We start from the raw sequence: 24,947 nt of genomic DNA on the forward strand, positions 1-24,947 counted from the left end.
GGCAAATCTAATCGCTGGCGTGCCGCCCGCAATGCAAAACGCCGCACAGGGGGCTGTGCGGCGTTGCATGGGGTCTTAGGATCGCGCTTAGTAAATCACCACGCTGCGGATGCTTTCGCCGGCGTGCATGAGCTCAAACCCTTTGTTGATATCCTCGAGCGGCATGGTGTGGGTGATCATCGGGTCGATCTCGATCTTGCCCTGCATGTACCAATCGACAATCTTGGGCACATCCGTGCGCCCGCGCGCGCCGCCAAAGGCTGTGCCGCGCCAGCTGCGCCCCGTGACCAGTTGGAACGGCCGCGTGCTGATTTCCGCGCCCGCAGGTGCCACACCGATGATGATGCTCTCGCCCCAGCCCTTATGCGCCGCCTCGAGCGCCGTGCGCATCACGCCCACATTGCCGGTGGCATCGAATGTGTAATCCGCCCCCCCGCCGGTCAGCGCCACAAGATGCGCCACAAGATCGCCCGAAACCTCCTTGGGGTTGACGAAATCGGTCATGCCAAAGCGCGTCGCCATCTCGATCCGGCCCGGATTGATATCGACGCCGACGATCTGATCCGCCCCCGCCAGCCGCAGCCCCTGCAGCACGTTGAGGCCGATGCCGCCCAGACCGAACACAATCGCCCGGCTGCCGATCTCGACCTTGGCGGTGTTGATCACCGCCCCCACGCCCGTGGTGACACCGCAGCCGATGTAGCAAATCTTGTCAAAGGGCGCATCCTTGCGCACCTTCGCGAGCGCAATCTCGGGCAGGACCGTGTGATTGGCAAAGGTCGAGCAGCCCATGTAATGCAGGATCGGCGTGCCATCCAGCATCGAAAACCGGCTGGTGCCATCGGGCATCACGCCCTGGCCTTGGGTCGAGCGGATTTTCTGGCACAGGTTGGTTTTCGGGTTGAGGCAGTATTCGCATTCACGGCATTCGGGCGTGTAAAGCGGAATGACGTGATCGCCCGGTTGCAGGCTGGTGACACCGGGGCCCACCTCGAGCACAACGCCCGCGCCCTCATGCCCCAGAATGGCCGGAAACGCCCCCTCGGGATCGGCCCCCGACAGGGTGAAATCATCGGTGTGGCACAGGCCCGTCGCCTTGATCTCCACCAGAACCTCGCCCGCCTTCGGACCCTCAAGGTTCACCTCCATGATCTCCATCGGGCGGCCTGCCTCAACCGCAACCGCAGCACGTGTGCGCATGTGTTATCCTTTCCTTTGCAATTTGCCGCAGTCTTGCGTCATGCGGCGCGGTGATTCAATATCGAGAGCGTCACGCAGACCCCGGACTGCGGCACTTTTTGCGGCAATTTCCGGCAAGAGAGGCGAAACCATGAAGAAAATCCTTAGCACAGCCCTGATGATCGGGGCATTGGCGGGGTGTGTTGGCCCACAGGACAAGGCGCCTGAGGGCGATGCCTGCGGTGCGGCGCAGATGCAGGCGCTGATCGGCACGCCGGTTGCGGCGCAGGATTTCAGCGGGCGCGCTGCGGTGCGGATTCTGCCACCGGGGGCGATGGTAACGATGGATTACCGCCCCGATCGGCTGAATGTCGAGCATGACGCGGACGGGGTGATCACACGGATCGCCTGTGGGTGAGGGGGCACCACGTCGAAATTCGATGTGACGGCTTTGAACAGCGCGGTGCGGCAGTGTCGGCTATCCCCCGCGCGGAACAAGGCGCGGCACGCGCCGCCGCGCGGATCGCTGGGCCGTCCCGCGGCCTAGCGATTTGGAGAGGGAGCGCTATGCTGTGGGATCACACGAACTTTGCGTGCATAAAGTGCCAGACGGTGCCGCTGCTTCGCTAGTCCCCGGCCCAGCAATCCGCGCGGCGGCTGACTCGACTCCGCCCATCCCCCGCTCTATTTGATATGGAACAAATAGAGAACGAAACCCGCCATGCCCACCCGCCGCATCCTGTCGATCTGGTTTCCCCGGCTTGGGGCCGAGCGCCTGTTGCGGCGGGTGACGGACCCGGACACGCGGCTTTTTGCGGTGGTCAGTGCCGAGGCGCAGGATCAGGTGCTGACCTCTGTGTCACTGCGCGCCGAGGCGCTGGGGCTGAAACCGGGGCAGCCGCTGCGCACCGCGCAGGCGCTCTGCCCGGACCTGATCACCCGCCCCCGCAACCGTGCGGCGGAGGCGGCATTTCTGGCCGCATTGGGGCGTTGGGCCGGGCGGTTCTCGCCCTTGGTGGGGATCGAGGGCACGGCGGGCCTGCTCTTGGATGTCACGGGCTGTGCGCATCTTTTTGGCGGCGAAGCGGGGCTGATCGCCACGCTGCGCGCCGAAGCCGGGGATCTGGGCCTCAGCCTGCGCTGTGGGCTGGCGGATACGGTGGGGGGCGCATGGGCATTGGCGCGCTATGCCGGGCAAGGGGTGGCGGCGCAGCGTTCGGGCGATGCCATCGACCAAGAGGCCCGCGCCACCCGGTCGCGTGCCGCCAAGCGGCGGCATTGGGAGCGCGGCGGCGCGGCCCCTGTGGTGCCGGTGGGCGCTGAGGCGGATGAGATTGCCCCGCCGGGGCATCTGCCAGACAGGCTGGCACCTTTGCCAGTCGCGGCGCTGCGGCTGCCCCCTGTGGTGGTGGCGGATCTGGCGCGGCTGGGGCTGCGGCGGATCGGGGACTTGGCGGCGCAACCGCGCGCCAGCCTTGCCCGCCGCTTTGGCCCCGAGGTGATGTTGCGGCTGGATCAGGCCTTGGGCCATGTACCAGAGCCGATGTCGCCCTCGGCCCCGGCCCCGCGCTTTGCCACCCGGCTGAGCCTGCCGGACCCGATCGGATTGCGCGGTGATCTGGAGGCCGCAGTGTGCCGATTGACCGAGCGGCTCTGCCTTCTGTTGCAGGGCAAGGGACAGGGCGCGCGGCATCTGCGGCTCGAGGCCTATCGTGCCGATGGTGGGCTGCAAGCGGTCGAGGTGCGGCTGGCACGTGCGGTGGACCAGCCAGAGGCGATGCGCCCACTTCTGGAGATGCAGCTTGACAGGATCGACGCCGGGTTTGGGATCGACATGCTGCGGCTAGAGACGATTGTGACCGCGCGAATGGAAACCCGGCAGGGCGAAAGCGGTTTGGGCCGTGGGCGGGGGCCCGGTGCGCAAGAGGCGGCGCTGGCTGATCTAATCACGCGGCTGGGAGGGCGTATCGGGCTGGAGGCGATCACCCGCCGCCATCCCGCCGAGAGCCATATTCCCGAGAAATCGGCGCTGACCCTTGCCGCCGCCTGGTCAGAGCCTGCCCCCGCGCCTTGGCCCACACCCGAGGCGCGCCGCCCGTTGCTGATCTGGTCGCCCGAGGCAGTAACGCGGCCCGAGACGGGAGATATCACGCTGCCGTTTCGCTGGCGCGGGCGGGTGCATGAGGTGGCCGGGGCCAGCGGACCAGAGCGGATTGCGCCGGAATGGTGGCTGGAGGACCCGGCGTGGCGCAGCGGGGTGCGCGACTACTGGCAGGTGGTGACGACGCGCGGCGAGCGGCTGTGGCTGTTTCGTGCCCATGGCGGGCAAATCTCGGGCGGGTGGTTCTGTCAGGGGCGGTTTGCCTGAGGCCGGTCAGGAAAGCGCTTGATTTGGCGCAGGATTGGCGCAACTCTGGAGGTATGAGTTTGCAAAGCCTCGGCCCGATTGCGGGCGCGCATCCCTCAACCACTCAGGTGGCGTTCCAACGCACTGAACTGGGCGTGATCCTGTCGCTCTATGGGCGCATGGTCGCGGCGGGAGAGTGGCGCGACTACGGTATTTCATGCCTGCGCGAGGTGGCGGTGTTTTCGATCTTTCGCCGCACGGCGGAACATCCGCTCTACCGGATCGAAAAGCGGCCAAAATTGCAGGGCAAGCAAGGGCAATATGCGGTCATTGGCATGGATGGTCAGGTGCTCAAGCGCGGGCATGACCTGAAGACCGTGCTGCGGGTGCTAGAGCGCAAACTGATCCGGGCGGTAGAGTGAGGCAAGGCCGGGGCAAGGCATAAGGCCCTGCCCCGATTTGTGCCGGGGCGTTCAAGCCTCGTAATAGGCATACATCTGTTCGAGCGCGTCCAGACCGGACGCTTGGGGCACTTGCGGCAGGTTTGCGGGGACCTCGGGCGTGTAATAGACGGCGACCCAATCCGGGGTGATTGGGGCCGATTTCACAGCCGGGGCGACAGGGGTTTTGACCGGGTAAGCCATGGGTTTATCTCCATATTTCCATGGCACTTACATAATCTTCTGCGCTGCGGCATAAACCGCCAAGCGCGCAGTCTTGCCATGCGTCTGATGCAAGGCACGGATTTTAGCCGATCAGCATATCCCCGGCCAAACCCAGCGTGAAGCCAAAGACCGCCCCCAAAGGCGGCAACCAACTGTGGCGCGCACGGGCGGCGGGGGCGATATCCTGGAAAATCAGGTAGAGAATGCCGCCCGCCGCAAACATCATGATAATCCCCAGAACCTGCGGCATCTCGGAGAGAAAAGAAAAGCCGATGGCTGCGCAGACCGGCCCAAGCAGGGAAAGCCCGGCAAAGAGCAAGACGATCCGATGCCCCCGGACCGCCCCACCACGCATGATGTCGCGAAAGGCGGCAAAGCCCTCGGGCAGATTTTGCAGGAAAATGAGGCCGGCCAGCAAGAGTGCGCGTTCGGCCTGCGCGGTCAGCATGGCCCCGATGGCCATGGCCTCGTGCAGAAAATCGAGCAGCATCGCCATAAGCTGCGCACCGCGCCCACCGTGCGATTCAAGAAAGCGGTCGATGGCAAAAAAGGCGATCCCGCCGCCAGCAAAGGCACCAAGCGCCACGGGCGCAGAAAGCGTATCGCGCGCATGGGGCACCAGCACCAGCGCAATCGCCGCCAAAAGCGCGCCACCACCAAAGGCAACGATGCCATGGGTCGCAGGCGCAGGCAGCCGCCTAAAGGTTGCGGAGAGCGCGAGCGCCGCCCCAAGGGGCATGGCCGCGCCCGCGATCAGGGCCAAGAGCAGCGCAAACCATAAGCCCTCGCTTGCCATTGTCCCTGTGTCCGATCAGACGTGCCGCTCGACCATCATCTTTTTGATCTCAGCGATGGCCTTGGCGGGGTTGAGGCCCTTGGGGCAGGTTTTCGTGCAGTTCATGATGGTATGGCAGCGATAAAGCTTGAACGGGTCTTCAAGATCATCAAGCCGCTCGCCTGTTGCCTCGTCCCGGCTGTCGATGATCCAGCGATAGGCATGCAAAAGTGCGGCCGGTCCAAGGTATTTGTCGCCGTTCCACCAATAGGACGGGCAAGAGGTAGAGCAGGACGCGCACATCACGCATTCATAAAGCCCATCGAGTTTCTCGCGGTCCTCGATGCTCTGCCGCCACTCTTTCGCGGGGCGGTTGGTTTTGGTTTCCAGCCACGGCATGATGCTGGCATGCTGCGCGTAGAAATGCGTAAGGTCGGGGATCAGATCCTTGACCACCGGCATATGCGGCAGCGGGTAGATTTTCACATCGCCCTTGATTTCATCCATACCGTAGATGCAGGCCAGCGTGTTGATCCCGTCGATATTCATCGCGCAAGAACCGCAAATCCCCTCGCGGCAGGAGCGGCGGAAGGTGAGCGTGGGATCAATCTCGTTCTTGATCTTGATCAGCGCATCCAGAACCATCGGGCCGCAGGTGTCCATATCCACGAAATAGGTGTCCACCCGCGGGTTTTTGCCATCGTCCGGGTTCCAGCGGTAAATCTGGAACTTGCGCACGGTCTTGGCACCCTCGGGCTTGGGCCATGTCTTGCCCGTGGTCATGCGCGAATTCTTGGGGAGTGTGAGTTGAACCATCTTGCTACTCCTTGTCAGCCGCCCAAGAGGGTCAGGCTATTTTGGGCAATACATTGCACGGCCTCGGGGCGCTGTGCGATTGCGATCACTTGCTGCGTGGTTTCAGGTGTTACGCCTGACACGCTGGCGCTTGCGATCTGAATGATCTCTCCGGCAGAGGCGGCATCAATCACGCAATCGGTGATCGGGGCAGCGTTGAGGCCCGGAAAGCGCTGTGCGACGACTGTGTTGACCACGCTCTTAGCTCGCTCGCGCGCGAGGGTGTCGGCGACCTGATTGGTCGCCTCGCAGGCGGTAAGGGCCGCAAGCGCGAGACAGGCCAAGGCGATCCGCATCAGAACGTCCGTTCCTTTGGCGCGATCTTTTTGAGGCTGATGCCGCCCTGATCCTCGTCTGTCAGAGGCGTTGTGATGATCGGGCGATAGCTGAGATCGACGGAATTGCCGTCGACACGCGCAATCGTGTGAACGCGCCATTTCTCGTCGTCGCGGGTGCTGAAATCTTCATGCGCATGCGCGCCGCGGCTTTCTTGCCGGGCCTCGGCCCCAAAGATCGTGGCGAGCGCATTGGGCATGAGATTGGTCAGTTCCAGCGTTTCCATCAGGTCGCTGTTCCACACAAGGCTACGGTCCGTGACCTTGATGTCATCCATCTTGGCCGCGACGGTCTTCATCTTCTCGACGCCTTCGGCCAGCGTTTTCGAGGTGCGGAACACGGCGGCATCGGCCTGCATCGTGCGCTGCATTTCGAGCCGCAATTCGGCGGTGGGCACAGCGCCGGTGGCATGGCGCAGCCCGTCAAAGCGGCTGAGCGCCTTGTCCACCTCGGCCTTGTTGGTGGCGGGCACGGCCGAGTCGCGATCCACCACCTTGCCTGCGCGAATGGCAGCAGCGCGGCCAAAGACCACAAGGTCAATGAGCGAGTTGGAGCCAAGCCGGTTCGCGCCATGCACGGAGGCGCAGCCCGCCTCGCCCACAGCCATGAGGCCGGGGACGACGGCATGGGGATTGTCCTGAGTGGGATTGACCACCTCGCCCCAGTAATTCGTCGGCACGCCGCCCATGTTGTAATGCACGGTGGGCAAAACCGGGATCGGCTCCTTGGTCACGTCAACGCCGGCAAAGATGCGGGCAGACTCGGAAATGCCGGGCAGGCGCAGATGCAGCGCCTCGGGCGGCAGGTGGCTGAGGTTGAGGTGGATGTGATCGCCATCCGCGCCCACGCCGCGCCCTTCGCGGATTTCCATCGTCATGCAGCGGCTGACATAGTCGCGGGGGGCGAGATCCTTGTAATTGGGCGCGTAGCGTTCCATGAAACGCTCGCCCTCGGAATTGGTGAGGTATCCGCCCTCGCCACGCGCACCCTCGGTAATCAGGCACCCGGCGCCGAAAATGCCGGTGGGGTGGAATTGCACGAATTCCATGTCTTGCAGCGGCAGACCGGCGCGCGCCACCATGCCGCCACCGTCGCCGGTGCAGGTATGGGCAGAGGTCGCCGAAAAATAGGCGCGGCCATAGCCGCCGGTGGCCAGTACGACCATCTTGGCGTTGAAGACGTGGATGGTGCCATCGTCGAGTTTCCAGCAAACGACGCCGGTGCAGGCCCCATCGGTCATCACCAGATCAATGGCGAAATATTCGATGTAGAACTCGGCCTTTTGCTTGAGGCTTTGACCATAGAGCGTATGCAGAATGGCATGGCCGGTGCGGTCAGCGGCGGCACAGGTGCGCTGCACGGGCGGGCCTTCTCCAAATTCGGTGGTATGGCCGCCAAAGGGGCGCTGATAGATCTTGCCCTCTTCGGTGCGCGAGAACGGCACGCCGTAATGTTCCAGCTCATAGACCGCTTTGGGCGCCTCGCGCGCGAGATATTCCATTGCGTCGGTATCGCCCAGCCAATCCGAACCCTTGACCGTGTCATACATATGCCACTGCCAGCTATCGGGGCCCATATTGCCGAGGCTTGCGGCAATGCCGCCCTGTGCCGCAACGGTGTGCGAGCGGGTCGGGAAAACCTTGGTCACGCAGGCCGTGCGCAGCCCCTGTTCGGCCATGCCGAGTGTCGCCCGCAGTCCCGCGCCGCCCGCGCCGACAACCACGACGTCATAATCATGCGTCTCGTATTCATAAGCAGCCATTTGTTCAGGTCCTCACAGCGCGATCTTGGCAAGGGCGAAAAGCCCGGTGGCGATCAGCCCGTAACTTAGAACGGTCACGGCAATAATCAGGCCCCGGCGCGTGCTGCCGTGGCTGTAATCCTCGATCATCGTCTGCGCGCCGCTTGCGTAGTGGCGCAGGCCAAAGAAAATCACGAGGCCGGTGAGAATGGCCATGGCCGGATGCGAAAAGGCGGCCAGCACCTCGGCGCGGTCACCGCCAAGGGCGCGGCCAAAGGCCACAAGAAACACCGGGATGATCAGGGCAAGGCCAACACCCGAAAGTTTCATATACCAGAAATGTTCGGTCCCGGTGCCAGCGGCCCCTTTGCCCTCGGCGCGTTTGCGTGCGGTCAGATAACGCATGATGCTCTCCTCAGACCAGAAGCAGGGTGATGACGGTCAGCACGACCGAGCCGATGATGCAGCCCCAACCGAGTTTCTCGGCGGTGGGAATGTCCATTCCCTTGCCCGCATCGAAATAAAGGTGCCGCAGCCCCGCAAGGTAGTGATACCACACCGCCCAAGCCGAGAGGGACAGAACCAGATCGCCAAACCAAGAGGTCAGCACCGCATCGGCCATGGCAAAATAGGCGTCAGAGGTAGAGGCCGCCAAAAGCCACCACACGATCAGAAGCGCCGCCACGATCAGGGCATTGCCGGTGATCCGTGTCAGGATCGAGGTGATCGAGGTCAGTTGTGGGCGATAAATTTGCAGGTGGGGCGAAAGCGGGCGTTCAACCGGTTTGGTTTCAGCCATGGAGCAACTCCTTTGCAGATGGCGGGCGGCGCGACAGCCGTCTTTTGCTGGGTTTCTTGTTATACTTTTTCTCGGCGCTGTCACCTGTCCCGCGCGCCAAAACCCCTGTTTTGAGGCAATTGGCCGCAAAAATATTGCTTTTGTGATCACGTAAATAATCGTGTGATCACAAATTAGGCCAATGGGAATCAGGTTTTCCCTGATGGTTTCCCTGAGTCTCTGGGCTGGTGCGGGAAACTCTCTTAGGACTCGCCCGGACAGCGCATGGTTTTGTGATCACAAAAGTCAAGCAGACAAGAAAAAGCCCGGGGCGCTTACGACCCGGGCCTATTCTGTGCCATGACGCTGTTTAGTGCAGCTTGGCTTCTACATCCGCAATGGCCGCGTCGATCAATGCATTTCCATCAGCGGCGGTCATCTGCTTGGCGATCACATCACGCGCGGCGGCAACCGCCACGACAACAGCCTGATCGCGTACGTCGCGGATGGCCCGTGCCTCGGCGCTGGCGATCTGTTCTTCGGCGGCCTGCATGCGGCGGGCAATCGAAGCCTTGATCTCTTCCTTAGCCTCTTCGGCGGCGGCGTTCGCCTCTTCCTTGGCTTGCGCCACGATCCGGTCGGCTTGTGCCTGCACGTCTTTTTGCTTGCGCTCGTAGCTGGCCAGCAAGGTCTGTGCCTCTTCGCGCAGGGCGCGCGCCTCGTCGAGTTCGCCCTTGATATTGGCGGCACGCTCGTCGAGTTTTTTGCCCAAGAGTGTCGGCACCTTGACGTAAATCAGGAAGCCAACAAAGAGCAGGAAGGCGAGCAGGACCACGAAATTCGTGTTGGAGAGCGAAAAGAACGGACCCGAAGCCGCCAGCGCGGGGCTGGCGAAGACGGCGGCAACCATGGTCAAAAGCATCTTTTGCATGGCGATTATCCTTTCATCCGGTCGGCAACAGCGGCCCCGACGGTTTTCTCGTCGGCCTTGCCACCCATGACGGCAACGATCTCGGCAGCGGCTGCAACGGCCACTTCTTTGACGCTGTCCATCGCAGTGGCCCGGATATCGGCAATCTTCTTTTCGCCTTCTGCCGCACGCGCGGCAATCTCGGCATCCGCCTTGGCGGTTGCGGCGTCCAGCTCTGCCTTGATCTCGGCCTTGGCCTGACCCACGATGGTCTGCGCCTCGGTGCGGGCATCGGCCAACGCCTTGAGATAGGCTTGTTCGGCCTCGACAGCCTTGACCTTGAGATCTTCGGCAGCGGCGAGGTCGTTGGTAATGGCCCCCTGACGCTCTGCCAGCACGGCCGCAATGCGCGGCAGCGCAATGCGCGACAGGACAAAGTAAATCACGACCAGCGTGACGAGGAGCCAGAAAATCTGGTTGCCAAAGGTCGTAAAATCCAGCTGGGGCAAGCCCGGCGTGGATGCGGCTTGACCAGCGGCGTCATGCGTTTCGCTTGCCATGTCGTCCTCCTAGGGGAAAGTTCCGTGTCACCGAGGGGCGGCGTTGCGCCACCCCCCAGCCGTAAGGATCAGCTACCCGAGAGACTTAGACAGCGAACATCAGCAGAAGGGCGACGAGGAACGAGAAAATCCCCAGCGCTTCTGCGAAGGCGATGCCGATGAACAGCGTCGCGGTCTGGCCAGCAGCGGCCGAAGGGTTGCGCAGCGCGCCAGCGAGGAAGTTGCCGGCAACATTGCCCACACCCATCGCAGCCCCGCCCATGCCCATGCAGGCCAGGCCAGCGCCGATATATGCACCCATTTGAACGATATCGCCTTCCATAGTGATGTCTCCTTACGTTGGAATTGGCATTGATCGGTTGGTCGTGGGGCGGGCGAACCCGCCGTCGTTTGGTAGGGTGGGTGAAACCCACCACATCCTGTTAGTGGCTCGGGTGCAGAGCATCCTTGAGATACACACAGGTCAGGATGGTAAAGACATAGGCCTGAATGAAGGCCACCAGCACCTCGAGCGCATAGATGGTCGAGATGGCAAGGATCGAGAGCGGCGTCACCACGATGCCGATCCCGGTCGAGATCAGGATCATCGGCGCGAAGGCGGCGAACACTTTGACCACGGCGTGACCGGCCATCATGTTACCGGCAAGACGAATGGAGTGGCTGACGGGACGCACGAAGTAGGAAATCACCTCGATCAGCGCCAGCACCGGGCGCAGCGCGAGCGGCGCGGAACTGACCCAGAAGAGCCCCAGAAAACCCACACCATGTTTCACAAAACCGACAACGGTCACGGTCAGGAAAACCATCATCGCCATCACTGCCGTCACCGCGATATGGCTGGTGGTGGTAAAGGCCATCGGCAAGAGGCCCAAGAAGTTGGCGAAGAGGATGAAGAGAAACAGCGTCATGATATAGGGGAAGAACACCAGCGCATCCTTGCCCGCCACATCCTCGACCATCTTGCGGATGAAATCATATAGCAGCTCGACCACGGATTGCGTGCGGCTTGGGATCGTTGCCCGGCGCGATGTGCCCATGACCATGAGCGCAATGATCGCGAGCACTGTCAGCGCCATCCACAAGGTGACGTTGGTCAGTGTGAACACGCCCACGGCACCCTCGCCAAAGAGCGGCTTGACCATGAACTGATCCATCGGGTGGAAAACCAGACCGGGTTCCCCGGCACCGTGCGCTTCAGTCGCCATTCTTTGCCCTCTCATCCCCGCCTTGCGCGGGCTTGTCCATGCCTTGCTGGATTTCGGCGGCGCTGCGCATCATCGTTTTGACGCCCGCGGCCACCCCCAGCAACGTGAAGATGACAAGGAACACCGGCATCGTCCCCAAGAGAACATCAAGCCCGTATCCCATGCCGAAACCGATCAAAAGACCGGCCACCAGCTCGATCACCATTCGCCAAGCCATCTGGGCCTGAGAATAATGCTCTTCCTGATGGGGCCGTGGTGCGTCCTTGGCCTTGAGCCTCGCTATCTTCGCTTCCAGCTCTGCCAGTTGCGCGCGCTGCTCGGGATCGGTCACGGGAGCCCCCTCAGGATGTTGCGCATGTGCTACGTCCTGAGCACGCCTGAGTCAAGCGCCAGAGACCCCTGCGTGACGCCAGGTTAAAGCGTTGTTTTATTGAGTATTTTTACCAAGAAGATGCAGGGCGGTCATTCCGTCGCAACCGCCCCAAAGGCGATCTGGGGCGGTTTGGTATATTCAACCGTTTGGTTGAGTTTCAGCGCACGACAAAGACCGAGACCTTGGCGTGTTGCGCGATATAGCCCCCATGCGAGGCAAAGATATGCTCGAGAAAGCCGGGCACATGGCTGGCCACGACCACCAGATCGGCACCGCTTCGCTCGATTGCCTGCATCAGCGCCGAGGTTGTTTCGACCTCGGGGTCATGGCTGATGATCGGCTCGGCCTCGACCGTGACGGCGTATTTGTTGCGCAGGTTTTCGGCAAAGCTGTGAAGGGTCTGCGTGAATTCGGCGGCGTTATGGCCAAGCTCATTGGGCAGTTCACCGCCCACGCCCGCCACGATGATACGCGCCCCATGCCGCTTGGCGAGATCCCCCGCCACGTCGAGCGCTTTGGCCAATGTGTCCTTGTGGAGCAGATCGACCGGAACCAGGATTGTCGAGAACATCGTCTTTCCTTTCGTGTTTCCGTTTTGCGTCCGCCCAGCCTAATGGCTGGTGCGCCGCCCGACCTTGTCACAGATCAAGGGCGGTTTCAGCCCACCCGGCATGGATCAGCCGTTGACGCGGGGCGCGCGCTTGGGCTTATGAAGGGCATGCAGAATGCGATCGCCCTTGATATGGTCTTTGCCGCCCTCGCCGACCCCACCCGGCGCGCGATCCTGTCGATGCTGCTGGAGGATGACATGGCGGTCACGGATGTGGCGGAGCCATTCGAGATGAGCCTTGCCGCGATTTCCAAGCATCTGGGCATTCTGGGCCGCGCCGGGCTGATCACTCAGGAACGCCGGGGCCGCGTGACATGGTGCAAGCTGGAACCGGACGCGCTGCGCGATGCCTCGATCTGGATGCAGAGCTTTGGGCAGTTCGAGGCAGTCAATCTTGATGCGTTCGAGCGGTTTCTCAAGGCAGAACTGCCGGATGAGGGCTGAGATGTGAGGCCGCTAGGTGATCGCGGCACTTTCATCCTTTAGCAACAGCACCAGCGCAACCACCGTCAGCCCCACCCCCATCAGCACCACCGGCTGTGGCAAGGGATGCCCCAACGCCGTCTGCCAGAGCGTGACCCAAGTGGGGGTGAGATAGGTATAGGCCATCACCTTGGCACTGGGCAGGTTGAGGCTGGCGTATTGCAGGCAGACAAAGGTTATCGCCGTGGCAAAGACCGCCGTGTAGACAATGGTGATCCAGACGATGGCGGGCAAGCTTGACCAATCGGTCGCGCGCAGGTCGCCCCAACCTGCGGCTGTCACCAAGAGCGCCGCCCCAAGCATCGTTCCAAAGGAAAACACCACCGGACGCTCGCCGCGATTGAGGCGGCGCACCAGCGGCGTATAGATGGCATGGGCCGCGCAGCCGAAGAAATAGATCGCCTCGCCGCGCCCGACCTCGAACGCCATGAGCGCCGAGACATCAGCGCGAAAGATGACCCAAAGCGCGCCCATCGCCCCGACGCCCAAGGCAACCGCCATGCGCGGCGTTGTGATCTGGCGCAAGAGCAGATAGCCGGCGATGCCCGCCATGATCGGCGTAAGCGTAAAGACCGCCGCTGCCGAAACTGGCGCTGCGGTCTTGAGCCCCTCGAACATCATCACGAAATACAGGCCCATCGCGCCACCCAGCAGGAGGTAGCGCCATGGGGCAGACCATGTGCGGCGCGGAATGCCTCGGCCCAGCATCGCCCCTGTGCCAAGGATCACGGCGGCCAGCAAGAAACGCGGCGCATTGAGGGCGGCGGGGGCGATATGCTGCGCCGCCATAGACCCAAGCGCGAATGATCCCGCCACCAGCCCAGAGAAACAGAGCATCGCCAGATGCCCCTTGAGCGCAGGCGTCATGCCCGCGCTCACGTCACTGGCCATGCCGCCGCGCGCTCTTTGAGATGGTTCAGGAACGCTTGCACTTTGGTGGTGCGGTGCAGGTCCATATGAGTGACCAGCCAAAGGGGGGCCGCCCATTCAGGACGGGGCGGCGTCACCTGGATAAGCCCCGGCATTTCTGCGGCCTGCAAGACCGAGGTGAATCCGATCCCAGCCCCGGCTAGGATGGCGTTGCGTTGTGCATGCACATCGCCCGAGCGAAACACGATGGCCTCGCCCGGCACATTGTCCTGCAACCAGCGCAGGAACGGCGCGCGTGTCTTGGGATCATCCGCGCCGACAAAGCGGTGATGCGGCAGATCCTCGGGCCCTTTGGGCAGGCCATGGCGCGCGACGTAGCTTTCACTGGCATAAAGCGTGAACTGCTGCTGAAAGAACGGCTGTACCACGTTATCGGGCTGATCCGGCACAGCGCCTGCGCGGATCGCAACATGCGCTTCGCCGTATTCAAGCCGAAACAGGCGGTCGCCGGTCAAATAACGCACCACCAATGCCGGATACATCTCTTGAAACGCGGCCAGCACCGGCACAAGCAGATGGCTGAGCCCGCCAACCGAAGTCACGACCAACTCGCCCGAGACATCGTTGCCCTGCCCCTTGATCCGCCCGGCCAACTGATTGAACTGGTCATCGGTGGCCTGCGCCACGCGCAACAGGTCTTCGCCCGCCTCGGTCGGGGTATAGCCCCGCGCATGGCGCTGAAAGAGCTTGACGCCCAGCCTCTCTTCGAGCGCGTCGATGTGGCGGATAACGGTGGCATGATGCACGCCCAGCACCTCGGCCGCGCCGCTCACGGTGCCGATCCGCGCCACATTATAGGCGGTCCGCACCTCGTCCCAATTCTCCATCACGCCGATCACCCTGCCCAGCTATCCCGTTCGCCTAGCAACTATGCGGCGGCGACGCGGCGGTTGCAATCACCCGTAATGCGCGTAGCCTGTACGCGTCTCTCACAGCAGCGGCCAACCGATGAAAGTCACGCATAGCAGCCCAGATCTTTTGATGATCGAGGACATGCCTTGGTTCATGGCGATCATGCTGGGCCTGTTCACAGTTTTGTTTGCAGGTGTCGGCCTTTTGGTTATGCCGCAGACCCTTGTTGGCGGGCTGGTCTTTTTGATCGGCGGCGGCGGGTTGGGCTTTGCAGGTGTGTGTATTTTTGTTGAACGTCTGCAAGTGATCTTGGATGCGCGCGCGGGCACCGCGATTTTGCGCAGCCGAACCATCCTGCGTCACCGCGAGACGGTCCTTGACCTCTCGGACGTGATCCGCGCCACGGGCGAGAGCACGCTATCGGGCGGCGAGACAAGCACCGATCCGTCGCGCGTGCGCCGCCCCGTGCATCGCCCCACGCTTGTTCTGCGTGATGGGGCGGGCGGCGCGCCGCTCTTGCATCCGATCACCGAGATCTATGACAGCAGCCGCGCGTCGGCTGAGGTGGTGCGCGCGATCAATCACTGGTTGGCCGAGTTGCGCGGTCCTGACCCCATGCTTGACTCTGCCCCACCCGCGCGCTAAACGCCCACGCAATCCCGGAGGCCCATGCTTCCGGTCCCGGCCCTGTGTCGGGATCGCCCCCCGTCAGCGCGTTGCGCCCACGGGGGCGTTTATCGTTTGAACCGTTGCCCCTATATGGGGTGACATGGCAGCAACCGGCATAGGAGCCTGAGCGATGTTTGAAAATCTATCCGAACGCCTCTCCGGTGTCTTTGACCGGCTGACCAAACAGGGGTCGCTGTCTGAAGAGGATGTGAAAACCGCCCTGCGCGAGGTGCGTGTCGCCCTGCTGGAGGCCGACGTTTCCCTGCCCGTCGCGCGTGATTTCATCAAGACGGTTGAGAGCCGCGCCACTGGGCAGGCTGTCACCAAATCCGTGACACCCGGCCAGCAGGTCGTAAAGATCGTGCATGACGCGCTGGTCGAGACATTGCGCGGCGAAGGCGATCCCGGCGCGCTCAAGATCGACAACCCGCCTGCGCCGATTCTGATGGTCGGTCTGCAAGGCTCGGGGAAGACCACCACCACCGCCAAGCTGGCCAAGCGGCTGAAGGACCGCGAGGGCAAGCGGGTGCTGATGGCCTCGCTTGATACCAACCGCCCGGCGGCGATGGAACAACTGGCCATTCTGGGCAAACAGATTGGCGTCGATACCCTGCCCATCGTCAAGGGCGAAGACCCGGTTCAGATCGCCAAACGCGCCAAGACGCAAGCGGCGCTTGGCGGCTATGATGTCTACATGCTCGACACCGCAGGACGGCTGCATATCGACGCAGAGCTGATCGCGCAGGCGGCGGCGGTGCGGGATGTGGCCAACCCCCGCGAAACCCTGCTCGTGGTCGATGGCCTGACTGGTCAGGATGCCGTCAACGTCGCCACCGAGTTTGACGACAAGATCGGCGTGACCGGCGTTGTTCTTACCCGGATGGACGGGGACGGGCGCGGCGGTGCGGCGCTCTCGATGCGCGCGATTACCGGTAAGCCCATTCGCTTTGTCGGCCTTGGCGAAAAGATGGATGCGCTCGAAACCTTTGAGCCGGACCGTATCGCAGGCCGCATTCTGGGCATGGGCGATATCGTGGCCCTTGTGGAAAAGGCACAGGAGACCATCGAGGCGGCTGAGGCCGAAAAGATGATGCGCCGCATGGCCAAGGGTCAGTTCAACATGAACGACCTCAAGGGTCAGCTTGAGCAGATGCAAAAGATGGGTGGCATGCAGGGGCTGATGGGCATGATGCCCGGCATGGGCAAGATGGCCAAACAGGTCGAAGATGCCGGGTTTGACGACAAGATGCTCACCCGCCAGATCGCCATGATCCAGTCGATGACCAAGAAAGAGCGCGCCAATCCCGCGCTGCTTCAGGCCAGCCGCAAAAAACGGATCGCTGCCGGATCGGGCATGGATGTGTCTGACCTCAACAAGCTGCTCAAGATGCACCGCCAGATGGCGGATATGATGAAGAAAATGGGCAAGATGGGCAAAGGCGGCATGCTGAAACAGGCGATGAAAGGCATGTTTGGCAAGGGCGGCATGCCCGATATGAACGACCCGCAGGCCATGGAAGAAGCGGCCAAGGCATTGGGCGGCAAGCTGCCCGGCGGTATGGGTGGTCTGGGTGGCAAATTGCCGGGCCTCGGCGGCGGCATGGGCCTGCCCCCCGGCCTCTCTGGCTTTGGCAAGAAGAAGTGACCATGGCTTCTTCTTGGCATAAATACTCATATCCGACCCCGCAACCGGCACCCCGCCAGAGGGGGACCCGGCCATGACCCTCACCCAAGCGCCCACACTGGAAACGCCGCGCCTTGTCCTGCGTGGACCAGAGCAACGGGATATTGAGCCCACAATCGCCTTTCTGCTCGACCGGAGCCGGTCCGAGGGCTTTGGGTCATCACCCAACCGGGGCGAGGCGTGGCGGTGGTTCGCGCTCAACGTCGGGCATTGGCATATCCACGGCTATGGGTATTTCACGATCGAGATGAAAGACACGGGCGAGATCGCAGGCATCGCGGGCATCTGGAACCCCGAAGGTTGGCCCGAGCCGGAATTGGGCTGGGCGCTCTATGCCGGGTTCGAGGGGCGCGGCATCGCCTATGAGGCCGCCGCGCGCGCGCGCCGCTATGCCTATGAAGATCTGGGCTTTGATACGCTGACCTCGAATATCGTGCCGGGCAATACGCGCTCTGTCGCGCTGGCCGAACGGCTGGGCGCGTGGTTCGAGCGGGAATATGACAACATCCACATGGGCCGCGACCTGCTTTATCGCCATCCCGGCCCCGATGCCGCCTCTGGCCGCGATGATGACGGCTCGGTTGAGGCCTACGCATGACCCACGCTTTTTCTTTCAGCCGCCGGAGTCTCGCATGACTGACGCAACCGCCCTTGCCGCGCAGCTTCTCAAGGAGCATCGCCAGAGCATTGATCGGCTCGACGCGATCCTCGTCTTTACGCTGGCCGAGCGTTTCAAGCACACGCAGGCCGTGGGGAAACTCAAGGCTGAATACGACCTTCCCCCGTCCGATCCCGCGCGCGAGGCGCAACAGATCGAACGGCTCGAAGAATTGGCAAAAGCGGCTGATCTGGACCCCGCCTTTGCCAAGGAGTTTCTGAACTTCATCATCGCCGAGGTGATCCGACATCACCAAAAGCACCAATCGTAAGGTGGGCCTGAGCCCCGCCAAACCCACGCCATTATAAGGAGAATATCAAATGGCCATGAAAATCCGTCTCGCCCGTGGTGGCAGCAAAAAGCGTCCCTTCTACCGCATCGTCGCGGCCGACAGCCGCATGCCGCGCGATGGCCGCTTTATCGAGAAGCTGGGCACCTATAACCCGCTCCTGCCGAAAGACAGCGAAGATCGCGTCAAGATGGACATCGAGCGCGTTCAGCACTGGCTGGCACAGGGCGCACAGCCGACCGACCGCATCAGCCGCATGCTGGAAGCCGCAGGTATTGTTGCCAAGAAAGAGCGTGCAAACCTGAAAAAGGCCGTTCCGGGCAAGAAAGCGCAAGAGCGCGCTGCAGAGAAAGCCGCCAAGGCCGAGGCCGCCAACGCCCCTGCCGAAGAGGCAGCCGCCGAGGAATAAGACTGGAAAGGCGCTGGAATGTCGCAATTTTCCAAGGACTTCCAGACCGGTCTGCGCGATCTCATGCGATGGCGGCGCGATGTGCGCCGCTTTCGCCGGGACGCGGTGGAAGAGGCTGTCTTGCAAGACTGCCTCGACACCTTTCTTCTATCGCCCTCTGTGGGGCTGAGCGAACCATGGCGCGTGATCCGGGTGCAATCGCCCGGCGCGCGCGCTGCGGCGCTAGAGAATTTCACCACAGCCAATGCGCAGGCGTTGGCGGGCTATGAGAGCGACAAGGCGCGCGTTTACGCGGGCTTGAAGCTATCGGGGATGCAAGAGGCCCCGGTGCAACTGGCGATTTATTGCGACGAGGCAACCGACAAGGGCGCAGGTCTGGGGGCCGGCACCATGCCAGAGATGCGCCGCTATTCGGTGGTGGGCGCGATCACGCATTTCTGGCTGGCGGCGCGCGCGCAGGGCCTGGGCGTGGGTTGGGTGTCGATCCTCGACCCTGAGCAGTTGTCGCGCGATCTTGAGGTACCCGCTGACTGGGCGCTGGTGGCCTATCTGTGCGTCGGCTGGCCCGAGACCGCGAGCGACACACCCGAATTAGAGCTGGCCGGATGGGAAACCCGCCGTCCAACCCTGCCAACCGAGGTGCGCTGAGCATGACCCTGTTGCGCATCAAGGGAATTGAGCGGATCATCCCCCTATCCGCACAACCGGAGACAACCCCATGAGCGACAGTGACCGCATTTGCGTAGGTGCCATCGGCGGCGCATTCGGCGTGCGTGGCGAGGTGCGGCTCAAGAGCTTTACCGCCATGCCCGAAGACATCGCGGCCTATAGCCCGCTGAGCACCGAGGATGGCGCACGCGCCTTTGACGTGACCCTGACGGGCCAGACCACCAATGGCTTGACCGCGCAACTCTCTGGCATCAGCACCAAAGAGGCCGCCGATGCGCTGCGCGGCATGCGGCTCTATGCGCTGCGCGCGCAATTGCCCAATCTGCCGGATGATGAATTCTATCACGCTGATCTGATCGGGCTTGAGGTGTATGACACCGGCGGCGCGGTATTGGGGCGGGTCAAGGCCGTGCTCAACCACGGCGCGTCCGACATTCTGGAAATCCATGCGCCGGGGATGTCTGCAACCATCCTGTTGCCCTTTACCACCGAAGCGGTGCCGACCGTCGATCTGGCCGCAGGGCGCATCATCGCCGATCCGCCCGATGGCCTGACATGAGCGATACCCCCCGCTCGCATGGGCGCAAATCCATCCGCGCCACCATGACCCCGCGCGAGTTGATCACGCCCACGCCGGAACTGGCGGGGGTTTGGACAGCGCGGGTGATTACCCTTGTCCCACAAGCCTTTCCCGGTGTGTTGGGCGAGAGCCTGACAGGACGCGCGCTGCAAAACGGTCTTTGGGCGCTCGATGCCATTGACTTGCGCCCCTATGGCGAGGGCAAACATCGCAATGTCGATGATACGCCCGCCGGGGGTGGCGCGGGCATGGTGATCCGCGCGGATGTGATGGGGCGTGCGATTGACGAGGTGATGGCGGGCACCCCGCCCGGCTGGCCGCTGATTTACCTGAGCCCGCGTGGTCGTAGGTTTGATCAGGCCATGGCACAAGACCTGTCGCAACGCCCCGGTGTCACCCTTATTTGTGGCCGGTTCGAGGGGCTGGATGAGCGCGTGATCGAGCATTATGGCATCCAAGAGGTGTCTTTGGGCGATTTCGTTATGAGCGGCGGTGAAATAGCCGCACAGGCGATGATCGACGCCTGTGTGCGCCTGTTGCCCGGTGTTCTGGGCAATGCCGAGAGCACGGAAGAAGAAAGTCATTCCAACGGGTTGCTGGAGCATCCGCACTATACCCGCCCCGCCGAATGGATGGGCCGGGTCATCCCCGAGGTATTGACCTCTGGCGATCACGCCAAGGTGGCGGAATGGCGGCGCGCGATGTCCGAGCGGCTGACCGCCGAACGACGCCCCGATCTGTGGGGAAAACACCGCAGAACCCATCCTGACAAGGCTTGATCCAGCCCACGCTTGCGCCTATACACCGCCTTGCTTGGAATCGGTTGCGGCTCCGGGTGCGTTTGTTATTGGCTAAATCTCCCGCCAGACTTTCTTCGGTCGCCTGCGGCAGCCCCGGCAAACGGATCACAGACAAGGACGACCTGAACTCTGGCGGGCGCATCTGCGGACCCGGAAGAAGACCAAGAGCTCTGAGGACGCGAGACATCTTTGCGGGAAAAACCGCAAGCAAATCAGGAGAGAAGCGATGGATATTATCGCTCAGTTGGAGGCGGAACAGATTGCCGCCCTCGGGAAGACCATTCCCGATTTCAAAGCCGGCGACACGATCCGCGTCGGTTACAAAGTGACCGAAGGCACCCGTAGCCGCGTTCAGAACTTTGAAGGCGTCTGCATCAGCCGGAAGAATGGCAAGGGCATCGCCGGTTCTTTCACGGTCCGCAAGATTTCCTTTGGCGAAGGTGTGGAACGTATGTTCCCGCTCTATTCGACCAACATCGACAACATCGAGGTTGTTCGCCGTGGTCGCGTACGTCGCGCCAAGCTGTATTACCTGCGCTCGCGTCGCGGCAAGTCTGCGCGTATTGCAGAGGATTCCAACTACAAGGCCCAATCGGGCGCTTCCGCGTAAGGATTGGTACGATGAAAAAAGACATCCACCCCGATTATCACGTCATCGACGTCAAGATGACCGACGGCACCATCGTTCAGATGCGCTCGACCTATGGCAAAGAGGGCGACACGCTGTCGCTTGACATCGACCCCACGGTGCACCCCGCCTGGACCGGTGGCAGCTCGCGTCTGATGGATGCCGGTGGCCGTGTGTCCAAGTTCAAGAACAAATACGCTGGTCTCGGGTTCTAAACCCTGTTTCCAGCCGGATACGACAAACGCCGCCCTTTGGGGCGGCGTTTTGCATGGGGCACCGGCGCAGCTTTACTTTTTGGTAAGGATTGGGGTATAAACAGGACATCCGAAAATCGGTTTTCAGTGTCCTCACCGAAAACGTGACCCTGCGGAGCTGCTACTCCGCAGGGTCTTTTCTTTCAGGGGTTAGATCCCCATCAAGAGCCGGATGATCCCAACGAGCAGCGTGCCCGCTGCAAGTAAAACCATCCATTTCCGAAAGTCGGGTTCTTTCAGTTTCCTCACCTCCTTGCGCTGCAATGGGTTGCAGCAGGACTACAGCACCCGGTTGGCGTGAAGGAGAGGTTAAAGTTGTCGATAATCTGGGCGATTTTTAGCTGAACCAGCCCCCACCCTTGCACCTGTGCCGCAACCGGATAAAACGGACAGGCATACGGGCAAAGGGCGCAGAATGGCGACGGCACTGATCATATTGGCAGCAGGTCAGGGGACGCGGATGAATTCCGACCTTCCCAAAGTGCTGCATCCTATCGGCGGCGCGCCGATGTTAGGGCATGCCATGCAGGCAGGCGCGACATTGGAGCCAGATCAGGTGATCGTGGTGGCCGGGCACGGGGCCGAGGCGGTGCGTGCAGCGGCCCATGACTTTGACGAGACCGCAGAGATCGTAATCCAGTCCGAGCAACTGGGAACTGCAAATGCGGTGGCGCAAGCCGCGCCGCGTCTGGTGGATTATCCGGGCGATGCGCTGGTGCTCTATGGCGACACACCCTTTGTTCAGCCTGAAACGCTGGAACGGATGCAGGCGGCGCGCGCCGCCCATGACATTGTTGTGCTGGGGTTCGAGGCGGCTGATCCGGGCCGCTATGGCCGGTTGGTGATGCAGGGACAAGACCTTGTTAAAATTGTCGAATTCAAGGATGCGACCGAGGCCGAGCGCGCGATCACGCTCTGCAATAGCGGCGTGGTTCTGGCACCGGCAGCGCTGCTTTTCGATCTGATTTCAGAGGTGGGCAATGCGAATGCGGCGGGCGAGTATTACCTGACCGACATCGTGGGTCTGGCGCGGGCGCGGGGGTTATCGGCAACCGCTGTTACTTGCGACGAGGCCGAGACGATGGGCATCAATTCCCGCGCCGAACTCGCACGGGCAGAAGCCGCGTTTCAGACGCGCAAACGGGCCGAGGCGCTGGAAACTGGCGTGACGCTTGTCGCGCCTGATACGGTGCAGTTTGCCTATGACACGTGGTTGGGCCGCGATAGTCTGGTCGAGCCTTATGTGGTCTTTGGCCCCGGCGTCACGGTCGAGACGGGCGCGCATATCCGCGCCTTTTCCCATCTTGAGGGCTGTCATGTGGCGCGTGGCGCGGTGGTGGGCCCCTATGCCCGCCTGCGCCCCGGCACTGAATTGGCGGAACATTCCCGCATTGGCAATTTCGTTGAGGTGAAGAATGCGCTGATCGGCGAGGGGGCCAAGGTCAATCACCTGAGCTACATCGGCGATGCGCGTGTAGGCGACGAGAGCAATATCGGCGCGGGCACCATCACCTGCAATTACGACGGTGTAAGCAAGCATGAAACGGTGATCGGTGCGCGGGTTTTCGTGGGCTCGAACACGATGCTGGTGGCCCCGGTGACACTGGGGGACGGGGCGATGACCGGCTCGGGATCGGTGATTACGCGCGATGTGGCCCCGGACGCGCTGGCCATTGCACGCGCCCCACAGGTGGACATGCCGGGGCGCGCGCGCAAGCTGTTCGATATGTTGAAAGCACGCGCCGGAAAACGCGACAAAGGATCAAACTGATGTGTGGGATTGTCGGAGTTCTGGGGGATCACGAGGCGGCACCGCTGCTGGTTGAAGCGCTCAAGCGGCTGGAATATCGCGGCTATGACAGCGCCGGGATCGCCACGATCAACGACGGGCGCCTAGATCGCCGCCGCGCGGTGGGCAAGCTGGTGAATCTGGCCGATCTGCTGGTCCATAATCCCTTGGCGGGCAAGGCGGGGATTGGCCATACCCGCTGGGCCACACATGGCGCGCCCACTGAGGCCAATGCGCATCCGCACCGTTCTGGCCCGGTGGCCGTGGTGCATAATGGCATTATCGAGAATTTCCGGGCGCTGCGGGCAGAACTGGCCTCGCATGGCATCGCCCATGAGACTGAAACCGACACCGAGACCGTGGCCCTTCTTGCGCATCATTTCATGCAGCAGGGCATGGGACCGGTCGAAGCGGCACGCGCCACAATCGCGAGGCTAGAGGGGGCCTATGCGCTTTGTTTTCTGTTTGAAGGCGAGGCTGATCTTTTGGTCGCGGCGCGACGCGGCAGCCCGTTGGCCGTGGGCCATGGCGACGGTGAGATGTTCGTGGGCTCAGACGCCATCGCTCTGGCCCCGATGACCGACCGGATCACCTATCTGGAAGAGGGTGACATTGCCGTCGTAACGCGCGACAGCCTTGTGATCACAGACGTCAATGGCCATCTGGCCAACCGCCCGATCAAGACCATCGAGATCGAGGCCGCCCGCGTGGACAAGGCCGGGCACAGGCATTTCATGGCCAAGGAAATCGCCGAACAACCTTCGGTGATCGGCGCGGCGCTTGGGCATTACCTGAGCAGCGATGGAACCCGCCTGACCCTGCCAGAAGGCGTGCCAGACTTTGCAAAAGTGGAGCGGCTGACTCTGGTGGCCTGTGGCACCGCCTATTACGCCTGTCTCACTGCGAAATACTGGTTCGAACAATTGGCACGCCTGCCGGTCGAAGTCGATATCGCCTCTGAGTTCCGCTATCGTGAGCCGCCCGTGAGCCCAGGCACAACCGCGCTCTTTGTCAGCCAATCCGGCGAGACCGCCGATACGCTGGCAGCACTGCGCTATATGCAGGGGCGCGCGGCAAAAATCGTGTCCGTGGTCAATGTGCCCGAGAGTTCCATCGCCCGCGAAAGCGATCTGGCGCTATCGATTCATGCCGGGGCCGAGATTGGCGTGGCCTCGACCAAGGCCTTTACCTGTCAGTTGACCGTGCTCCTGCTTTTGGCGCTCAAGGCGGCCCAGGACCGGGGCCATGTCGGGGCGGAACGTCTGGCGGATCTCTTGTCCGGGCTGCGCGCCTTGCCCGCCACGTTCAATACCGCGATGGAACGCAACGAACAGATCAGAGCCATCGCGCGCCAGCTTGCGACTGCACCTAGTGCGCTGTTTCTCGGGCGTGGATTGATGTATCCACTGGCGCTGGAGGGAGCGCTGAAGCTCAAGGAAATCAGTTATATTCATGCCGAGGCCTATGCCTCGGGCGAGTTGAAGCATGGACCAATTGCGCTGATCGACGAGACGATGCCGGTGGTTGTTATGGCACCCTGCGATGCGCTGTTCGACAAGACCGTTTCCAACATGCAAGAGGTTATGGCGCGCGGCGGTCGTATCCTGCTGGTGTCAGATGCGCGGGGTGTGACGCAGGCAGGCGATTGCGTGTGGCAGACCATCACCCTGCCCGATACCGATCCCATTCTGGCACCCATCCTCTATGCCCTGCCCGCACAGTTGATCGCCTATCACACCGCCGTGGCCAAAGGGACCGATGTGGATCAGCCCAGAAACCTTGCAAAATCTGTTACGGTCGAATGACAAGAGAGGTGACGCAGGCCGAACCCCCCATGTCGGACGTGCGTGGCTTGCATTGGCAGGAGGGCTCGGTTAGAGCGCAGAGACTATTTCGATCACTCAGGACATGATGACGCC

At 62.2% G+C, this 24,947-nt stretch carries 32 protein-coding genes; 16 read left to right on the forward strand and 16 right to left on the reverse strand.

The window, feature by feature from the left end; all coding sequences use genetic code 11:
• Positions 1–87: 87 nt before the first annotated feature.
• Positions 88–1,200, reverse strand: a complete 1,113-nt coding sequence (locus RAK1035_RS04040) for an S-(hydroxymethyl)glutathione dehydrogenase/class III alcohol dehydrogenase (protein WP_008279651.1) — start codon at positions 1,198–1,200, stop codon at positions 88–90.
• Between the two features lie 130 nt (positions 1,201–1,330).
• On the opposite strand from RAK1035_RS04040, the gene RAK1035_RS04045 reads away from it, so the two are divergent.
• From RAK1035_RS04045 to RAK1035_RS04055, 3 genes are all read left to right on the forward strand, one after another.
• Positions 1,331–1,597, forward strand: a complete 267-nt coding sequence (locus RAK1035_RS04045) for an I78 family peptidase inhibitor (RefSeq protein WP_008279652.1) — start codon at positions 1,331–1,333, stop codon at positions 1,595–1,597.
• Positions 1,598–1,900: 303 nt separating this feature from the next.
• On the forward strand, positions 1,901–3,547 hold the full coding sequence (locus RAK1035_RS04050) for a Y-family DNA polymerase (RefSeq protein ID WP_008279653.1): 1,647 nt from the start codon (positions 1,901–1,903) through the stop codon (positions 3,545–3,547).
• A 53-nt stretch (positions 3,548–3,600) separates the two neighbouring features.
• On the forward strand, positions 3,601–3,948 hold the full coding sequence (locus RAK1035_RS04055) for a DUF2794 domain-containing protein (RefSeq protein ID WP_008279654.1): 348 nt from the start codon (positions 3,601–3,603) through the stop codon (positions 3,946–3,948).
• Positions 3,949–3,999: 51 nt separating this feature from the next.
• Here RAK1035_RS04055 and RAK1035_RS20120 read toward each other — a convergent pair whose 3' ends face one another.
• The 13 genes from RAK1035_RS20120 to RAK1035_RS04115 all read right to left on the reverse strand — a co-directional run bounded on the left by RAK1035_RS20120 (position 4,000) and on the right by RAK1035_RS04115 (position 12,295).
• Positions 4,000–4,170: a hypothetical protein gene (locus tag RAK1035_RS20120; protein ID WP_008279655.1), complete on the reverse strand. Its 171-nt coding sequence runs from the start codon at positions 4,168–4,170 to the stop codon at positions 4,000–4,002.
• A gap of 103 nt (positions 4,171–4,273) precedes the next feature.
• The gene (locus RAK1035_RS04060; protein ID WP_008279656.1) at positions 4,274–4,987 is read right to left on the reverse strand and encodes a ZIP family metal transporter; all 714 of its coding nucleotides are present in this window, start codon (positions 4,985–4,987) and stop codon (positions 4,274–4,276) included.
• A 15-nt stretch (positions 4,988–5,002) separates the two neighbouring features.
• Positions 5,003–5,782 (reverse strand): succinate dehydrogenase iron-sulfur subunit, encoded by a 780-nt coding sequence (locus tag RAK1035_RS04065; RefSeq protein WP_008279657.1) that lies wholly within the window; start codon positions 5,780–5,782, stop codon positions 5,003–5,005.
• A gap of 14 nt (positions 5,783–5,796) precedes the next feature.
• The gene (locus tag RAK1035_RS04070; protein ID WP_008279658.1) at positions 5,797–6,117 is read right to left on the reverse strand and encodes a hypothetical protein; all 321 of its coding nucleotides are present in this window, start codon (positions 6,115–6,117) and stop codon (positions 5,797–5,799) included.
• Positions 6,117–7,919, reverse strand: a complete 1,803-nt coding sequence (gene sdhA, locus RAK1035_RS04075; RefSeq protein ID WP_008279659.1) for a succinate dehydrogenase flavoprotein subunit — start codon at positions 7,917–7,919, stop codon at positions 6,117–6,119. Before sdhA ends, RAK1035_RS04070 begins: the two co-directional genes overlap by 1 nt.
• 12 nt (positions 7,920–7,931) lie before the next feature.
• Positions 7,932–8,303: a succinate dehydrogenase, hydrophobic membrane anchor protein gene (sdhD, locus tag RAK1035_RS04080; protein WP_008279660.1), complete on the reverse strand. Its 372-nt coding sequence runs from the start codon at positions 8,301–8,303 to the stop codon at positions 7,932–7,934.
• A gap of 10 nt (positions 8,304–8,313) precedes the next feature.
• Positions 8,314–8,697: a succinate dehydrogenase, cytochrome b556 subunit gene (gene sdhC / locus RAK1035_RS04085; RefSeq protein ID WP_008279661.1), complete on the reverse strand. Its 384-nt coding sequence runs from the start codon at positions 8,695–8,697 to the stop codon at positions 8,314–8,316.
• Between the two features lie 349 nt (positions 8,698–9,046).
• Entirely contained in the window at positions 9,047–9,607 is a 561-nt protein-coding gene (locus RAK1035_RS04090) for a F0F1 ATP synthase subunit B (RefSeq protein WP_008279663.1), read from the reverse strand.
• 5 nt (positions 9,608–9,612) lie between these two features.
• Positions 9,613–10,146, reverse strand: a complete 534-nt coding sequence (locus RAK1035_RS04095) for a F0F1 ATP synthase subunit B' (RefSeq protein WP_008279664.1) — start codon at positions 10,144–10,146, stop codon at positions 9,613–9,615.
• A gap of 85 nt (positions 10,147–10,231) precedes the next feature.
• The gene (locus RAK1035_RS04100; RefSeq protein ID WP_008279665.1) at positions 10,232–10,468 is read right to left on the reverse strand and encodes a F0F1 ATP synthase subunit C; all 237 of its coding nucleotides are present in this window, start codon (positions 10,466–10,468) and stop codon (positions 10,232–10,234) included.
• 100 nt (positions 10,469–10,568) lie between these two features.
• Positions 10,569–11,351, reverse strand: a complete 783-nt coding sequence (locus RAK1035_RS04105; protein ID WP_037296858.1) for a F0F1 ATP synthase subunit A — start codon at positions 11,349–11,351, stop codon at positions 10,569–10,571.
• Positions 11,341–11,682: an AtpZ/AtpI family protein gene (locus RAK1035_RS04110; protein ID WP_008279667.1), complete on the reverse strand. Its 342-nt coding sequence runs from the start codon at positions 11,680–11,682 to the stop codon at positions 11,341–11,343. Before RAK1035_RS04110 ends, RAK1035_RS04105 begins: the two co-directional genes overlap by 11 nt.
• A gap of 199 nt (positions 11,683–11,881) precedes the next feature.
• A complete protein-coding gene (locus RAK1035_RS04115; protein WP_008279668.1) occupies positions 11,882–12,295 on the reverse strand; it encodes a universal stress protein in 414 nt (137 codons plus the stop codon).
• Between the two features lie 138 nt (positions 12,296–12,433).
• On the opposite strand from RAK1035_RS04115, the gene RAK1035_RS04120 reads away from it, so the two are divergent.
• Positions 12,434–12,778: an ArsR/SmtB family transcription factor gene (locus RAK1035_RS04120; protein ID WP_441346852.1), complete on the forward strand. Its 345-nt coding sequence runs from the start codon at positions 12,434–12,436 to the stop codon at positions 12,776–12,778.
• A gap of 12 nt (positions 12,779–12,790) precedes the next feature.
• Here RAK1035_RS04120 and RAK1035_RS04125 read toward each other — a convergent pair whose 3' ends face one another.
• Together RAK1035_RS04125 and RAK1035_RS04130 are read right to left on the reverse strand one after the other, a co-directional pair.
• Positions 12,791–13,684, reverse strand: a complete 894-nt coding sequence (locus RAK1035_RS04125) for a DMT family transporter (protein WP_037297019.1) — start codon at positions 13,682–13,684, stop codon at positions 12,791–12,793.
• 8 nt (positions 13,685–13,692) lie between these two features.
• Positions 13,693–14,574: a LysR family transcriptional regulator gene (locus RAK1035_RS04130; RefSeq protein ID WP_008279671.1), complete on the reverse strand. Its 882-nt coding sequence runs from the start codon at positions 14,572–14,574 to the stop codon at positions 13,693–13,695.
• A gap of 121 nt (positions 14,575–14,695) precedes the next feature.
• Between RAK1035_RS04130 and RAK1035_RS04135 the strand changes: the two genes are divergently transcribed.
• The 12 genes from RAK1035_RS04135 to glmS all read left to right on the forward strand — a co-directional run bounded on the left by RAK1035_RS04135 (position 14,696) and on the right by glmS (position 24,833).
• Complete coding sequence (locus RAK1035_RS04135) at positions 14,696–15,244, forward strand: hypothetical protein (protein WP_008279672.1); 549 nt, start codon at positions 14,696–14,698, stop codon at positions 15,242–15,244.
• A 154-nt stretch (positions 15,245–15,398) separates the two neighbouring features.
• Positions 15,399–16,913, forward strand: coding sequence for a signal recognition particle protein (gene ffh / locus RAK1035_RS04140; RefSeq protein WP_008279673.1), 1,515 nt, complete (start codon positions 15,399–15,401; stop codon positions 16,911–16,913).
• Positions 16,914–16,986: 73 nt separating this feature from the next.
• Positions 16,987–17,550, forward strand: a complete 564-nt coding sequence (locus RAK1035_RS04145) for a GNAT family N-acetyltransferase (RefSeq protein ID WP_008279675.1) — start codon at positions 16,987–16,989, stop codon at positions 17,548–17,550.
• A gap of 34 nt (positions 17,551–17,584) precedes the next feature.
• Positions 17,585–17,881 (forward strand): chorismate mutase, encoded by a 297-nt coding sequence (locus RAK1035_RS04150; RefSeq protein ID WP_008279676.1) that lies wholly within the window; start codon positions 17,585–17,587, stop codon positions 17,879–17,881.
• A gap of 49 nt (positions 17,882–17,930) precedes the next feature.
• The gene (gene rpsP, locus RAK1035_RS04155; protein WP_008279677.1) at positions 17,931–18,308 is read left to right on the forward strand and encodes a 30S ribosomal protein S16; all 378 of its coding nucleotides are present in this window, start codon (positions 17,931–17,933) and stop codon (positions 18,306–18,308) included.
• A gap of 18 nt (positions 18,309–18,326) precedes the next feature.
• Positions 18,327–18,956 (forward strand): 5,6-dimethylbenzimidazole synthase, encoded by a 630-nt coding sequence (gene bluB / locus RAK1035_RS04160; RefSeq protein WP_008279678.1) that lies wholly within the window; start codon positions 18,327–18,329, stop codon positions 18,954–18,956.
• A gap of 70 nt (positions 18,957–19,026) precedes the next feature.
• Positions 19,027–19,536, forward strand: a complete 510-nt coding sequence (rimM, locus tag RAK1035_RS04165) for a ribosome maturation factor RimM (protein ID WP_008279679.1) — start codon at positions 19,027–19,029, stop codon at positions 19,534–19,536.
• Complete coding sequence (gene trmD, locus RAK1035_RS04170; protein WP_008279680.1) at positions 19,533–20,336, forward strand: tRNA (guanosine(37)-N1)-methyltransferase TrmD; 804 nt, start codon at positions 19,533–19,535, stop codon at positions 20,334–20,336. The genes rimM and trmD overlap by 4 nt, the downstream gene beginning before the upstream one ends.
• 247 nt (positions 20,337–20,583) lie before the next feature.
• Positions 20,584–20,967, forward strand: a complete 384-nt coding sequence (rplS, locus tag RAK1035_RS04175) for a 50S ribosomal protein L19 (RefSeq protein WP_008279681.1) — start codon at positions 20,584–20,586, stop codon at positions 20,965–20,967.
• An 11-nt stretch (positions 20,968–20,978) separates the two neighbouring features.
• A complete protein-coding gene (gene rpmE, locus RAK1035_RS04180) occupies positions 20,979–21,200 on the forward strand; it encodes a 50S ribosomal protein L31 (RefSeq protein WP_008279682.1) in 222 nt (73 codons plus the stop codon).
• A 454-nt stretch (positions 21,201–21,654) separates the two neighbouring features.
• A complete protein-coding gene (glmU, locus tag RAK1035_RS04185) occupies positions 21,655–23,010 on the forward strand; it encodes a bifunctional UDP-N-acetylglucosamine diphosphorylase/glucosamine-1-phosphate N-acetyltransferase GlmU (protein ID WP_008279684.1) in 1,356 nt (451 codons plus the stop codon).
• Positions 23,010–24,833, forward strand: a complete 1,824-nt coding sequence (gene glmS, locus RAK1035_RS04190) for a glutamine--fructose-6-phosphate transaminase (isomerizing) (protein ID WP_008279685.1) — start codon at positions 23,010–23,012, stop codon at positions 24,831–24,833. The genes glmU and glmS overlap by 1 nt, the downstream gene beginning before the upstream one ends.
• Positions 24,834–24,947: the final 114 nt, after the last annotated feature.

It is taken from the genome of Roseovarius sp. AK1035, assembly GCF_003288315.1.
Lineage (GTDB): Bacteria > Pseudomonadota > Alphaproteobacteria > Rhodobacterales > Rhodobacteraceae > Roseovarius > Roseovarius mucosus_A.

What these genes read in the sequence shown, in the direction of transcription:
- RAK1035_RS04040 (WP_008279651.1), bottom strand. Translation starts at nt 1,200, where the DNA reads ATGCGCACACGTGCTGCGGTTGCGGTTGAGGCAGGCCGCCCGATGGAG.
- RAK1035_RS04045 (WP_008279652.1), top strand. Translation starts at nt 1,331, where the DNA reads ATGAAGAAAATCCTTAGCACAGCCCTGATGATCGGGGCATTGGCGGGG.
- RAK1035_RS04050 (WP_008279653.1), top strand. Translation starts at nt 1,901, where the DNA reads ATGCCCACCCGCCGCATCCTGTCGATCTGGTTTCCCCGGCTTGGGGCC.
- RAK1035_RS04055 (WP_008279654.1), top strand. Translation starts at nt 3,601, where the DNA reads ATGAGTTTGCAAAGCCTCGGCCCGATTGCGGGCGCGCATCCCTCAACC.
- RAK1035_RS20120 (WP_008279655.1), bottom strand. Translation starts at nt 4,170, where the DNA reads ATGGCTTACCCGGTCAAAACCCCTGTCGCCCCGGCTGTGAAATCGGCC.
- RAK1035_RS04060 (WP_008279656.1), bottom strand. Translation starts at nt 4,987, where the DNA reads ATGGCAAGCGAGGGCTTATGGTTTGCGCTGCTCTTGGCCCTGATCGCG.
- RAK1035_RS04065 (WP_008279657.1), bottom strand. Translation starts at nt 5,782, where the DNA reads ATGGTTCAACTCACACTCCCCAAGAATTCGCGCATGACCACGGGCAAG.
- RAK1035_RS04070 (WP_008279658.1), bottom strand. Translation starts at nt 6,117, where the DNA reads ATGCGGATCGCCTTGGCCTGTCTCGCGCTTGCGGCCCTTACCGCCTGC.
- sdhA (WP_008279659.1), bottom strand. Translation starts at nt 7,919, where the DNA reads ATGGCTGCTTATGAATACGAGACGCATGATTATGACGTCGTGGTTGTC.
- sdhD (WP_008279660.1), bottom strand. Translation starts at nt 8,303, where the DNA reads ATGCGTTATCTGACCGCACGCAAACGCGCCGAGGGCAAAGGGGCCGCT.
- sdhC (WP_008279661.1), bottom strand. Translation starts at nt 8,697, where the DNA reads ATGGCTGAAACCAAACCGGTTGAACGCCCGCTTTCGCCCCACCTGCAA.
- RAK1035_RS04090 (WP_008279663.1), bottom strand. Translation starts at nt 9,607, where the DNA reads ATGCAAAAGATGCTTTTGACCATGGTTGCCGCCGTCTTCGCCAGCCCC.
- RAK1035_RS04095 (WP_008279664.1), bottom strand. Translation starts at nt 10,146, where the DNA reads ATGGCAAGCGAAACGCATGACGCCGCTGGTCAAGCCGCATCCACGCCG.
- RAK1035_RS04100 (WP_008279665.1), bottom strand. Translation starts at nt 10,468, where the DNA reads ATGGAAGGCGATATCGTTCAAATGGGTGCATATATCGGCGCTGGCCTG.
- RAK1035_RS04105 (WP_037296858.1), bottom strand. Translation starts at nt 11,351, where the DNA reads ATGGCGACTGAAGCGCACGGTGCCGGGGAACCCGGTCTGGTTTTCCAC.
- RAK1035_RS04115 (WP_008279668.1), bottom strand. Translation starts at nt 12,295, where the DNA reads ATGTTCTCGACAATCCTGGTTCCGGTCGATCTGCTCCACAAGGACACA.
- RAK1035_RS04120 (WP_441346852.1), top strand. Translation starts at nt 12,434, where the DNA reads ATGAAGGGCATGCAGAATGCGATCGCCCTTGATATGGTCTTTGCCGCC.
- RAK1035_RS04125 (WP_037297019.1), bottom strand. Translation starts at nt 13,684, where the DNA reads ATGACGCCTGCGCTCAAGGGGCATCTGGCGATGCTCTGTTTCTCTGGG.
- RAK1035_RS04130 (WP_008279671.1), bottom strand. Translation starts at nt 14,574, where the DNA reads ATGGAGAATTGGGACGAGGTGCGGACCGCCTATAATGTGGCGCGGATC.
- RAK1035_RS04135 (WP_008279672.1), top strand. Translation starts at nt 14,696, where the DNA reads ATGAAAGTCACGCATAGCAGCCCAGATCTTTTGATGATCGAGGACATG.
- ffh (WP_008279673.1), top strand. Translation starts at nt 15,399, where the DNA reads ATGTTTGAAAATCTATCCGAACGCCTCTCCGGTGTCTTTGACCGGCTG.
- RAK1035_RS04145 (WP_008279675.1), top strand. Translation starts at nt 16,987, where the DNA reads ATGACCCTCACCCAAGCGCCCACACTGGAAACGCCGCGCCTTGTCCTG.
- RAK1035_RS04150 (WP_008279676.1), top strand. Translation starts at nt 17,585, where the DNA reads ATGACTGACGCAACCGCCCTTGCCGCGCAGCTTCTCAAGGAGCATCGC.
- rpsP (WP_008279677.1), top strand. Translation starts at nt 17,931, where the DNA reads ATGGCCATGAAAATCCGTCTCGCCCGTGGTGGCAGCAAAAAGCGTCCC.
- bluB (WP_008279678.1), top strand. Translation starts at nt 18,327, where the DNA reads ATGTCGCAATTTTCCAAGGACTTCCAGACCGGTCTGCGCGATCTCATG.
- rimM (WP_008279679.1), top strand. Translation starts at nt 19,027, where the DNA reads ATGAGCGACAGTGACCGCATTTGCGTAGGTGCCATCGGCGGCGCATTC.
- trmD (WP_008279680.1), top strand. Translation starts at nt 19,533, where the DNA reads ATGAGCGATACCCCCCGCTCGCATGGGCGCAAATCCATCCGCGCCACC.
- rplS (WP_008279681.1), top strand. Translation starts at nt 20,584, where the DNA reads ATGGATATTATCGCTCAGTTGGAGGCGGAACAGATTGCCGCCCTCGGG.
- rpmE (WP_008279682.1), top strand. Translation starts at nt 20,979, where the DNA reads ATGAAAAAAGACATCCACCCCGATTATCACGTCATCGACGTCAAGATG.
- glmU (WP_008279684.1), top strand. Translation starts at nt 21,655, where the DNA reads ATGGCGACGGCACTGATCATATTGGCAGCAGGTCAGGGGACGCGGATG.
- glmS (WP_008279685.1), top strand. Translation starts at nt 23,010, where the DNA reads ATGTGTGGGATTGTCGGAGTTCTGGGGGATCACGAGGCGGCACCGCTG.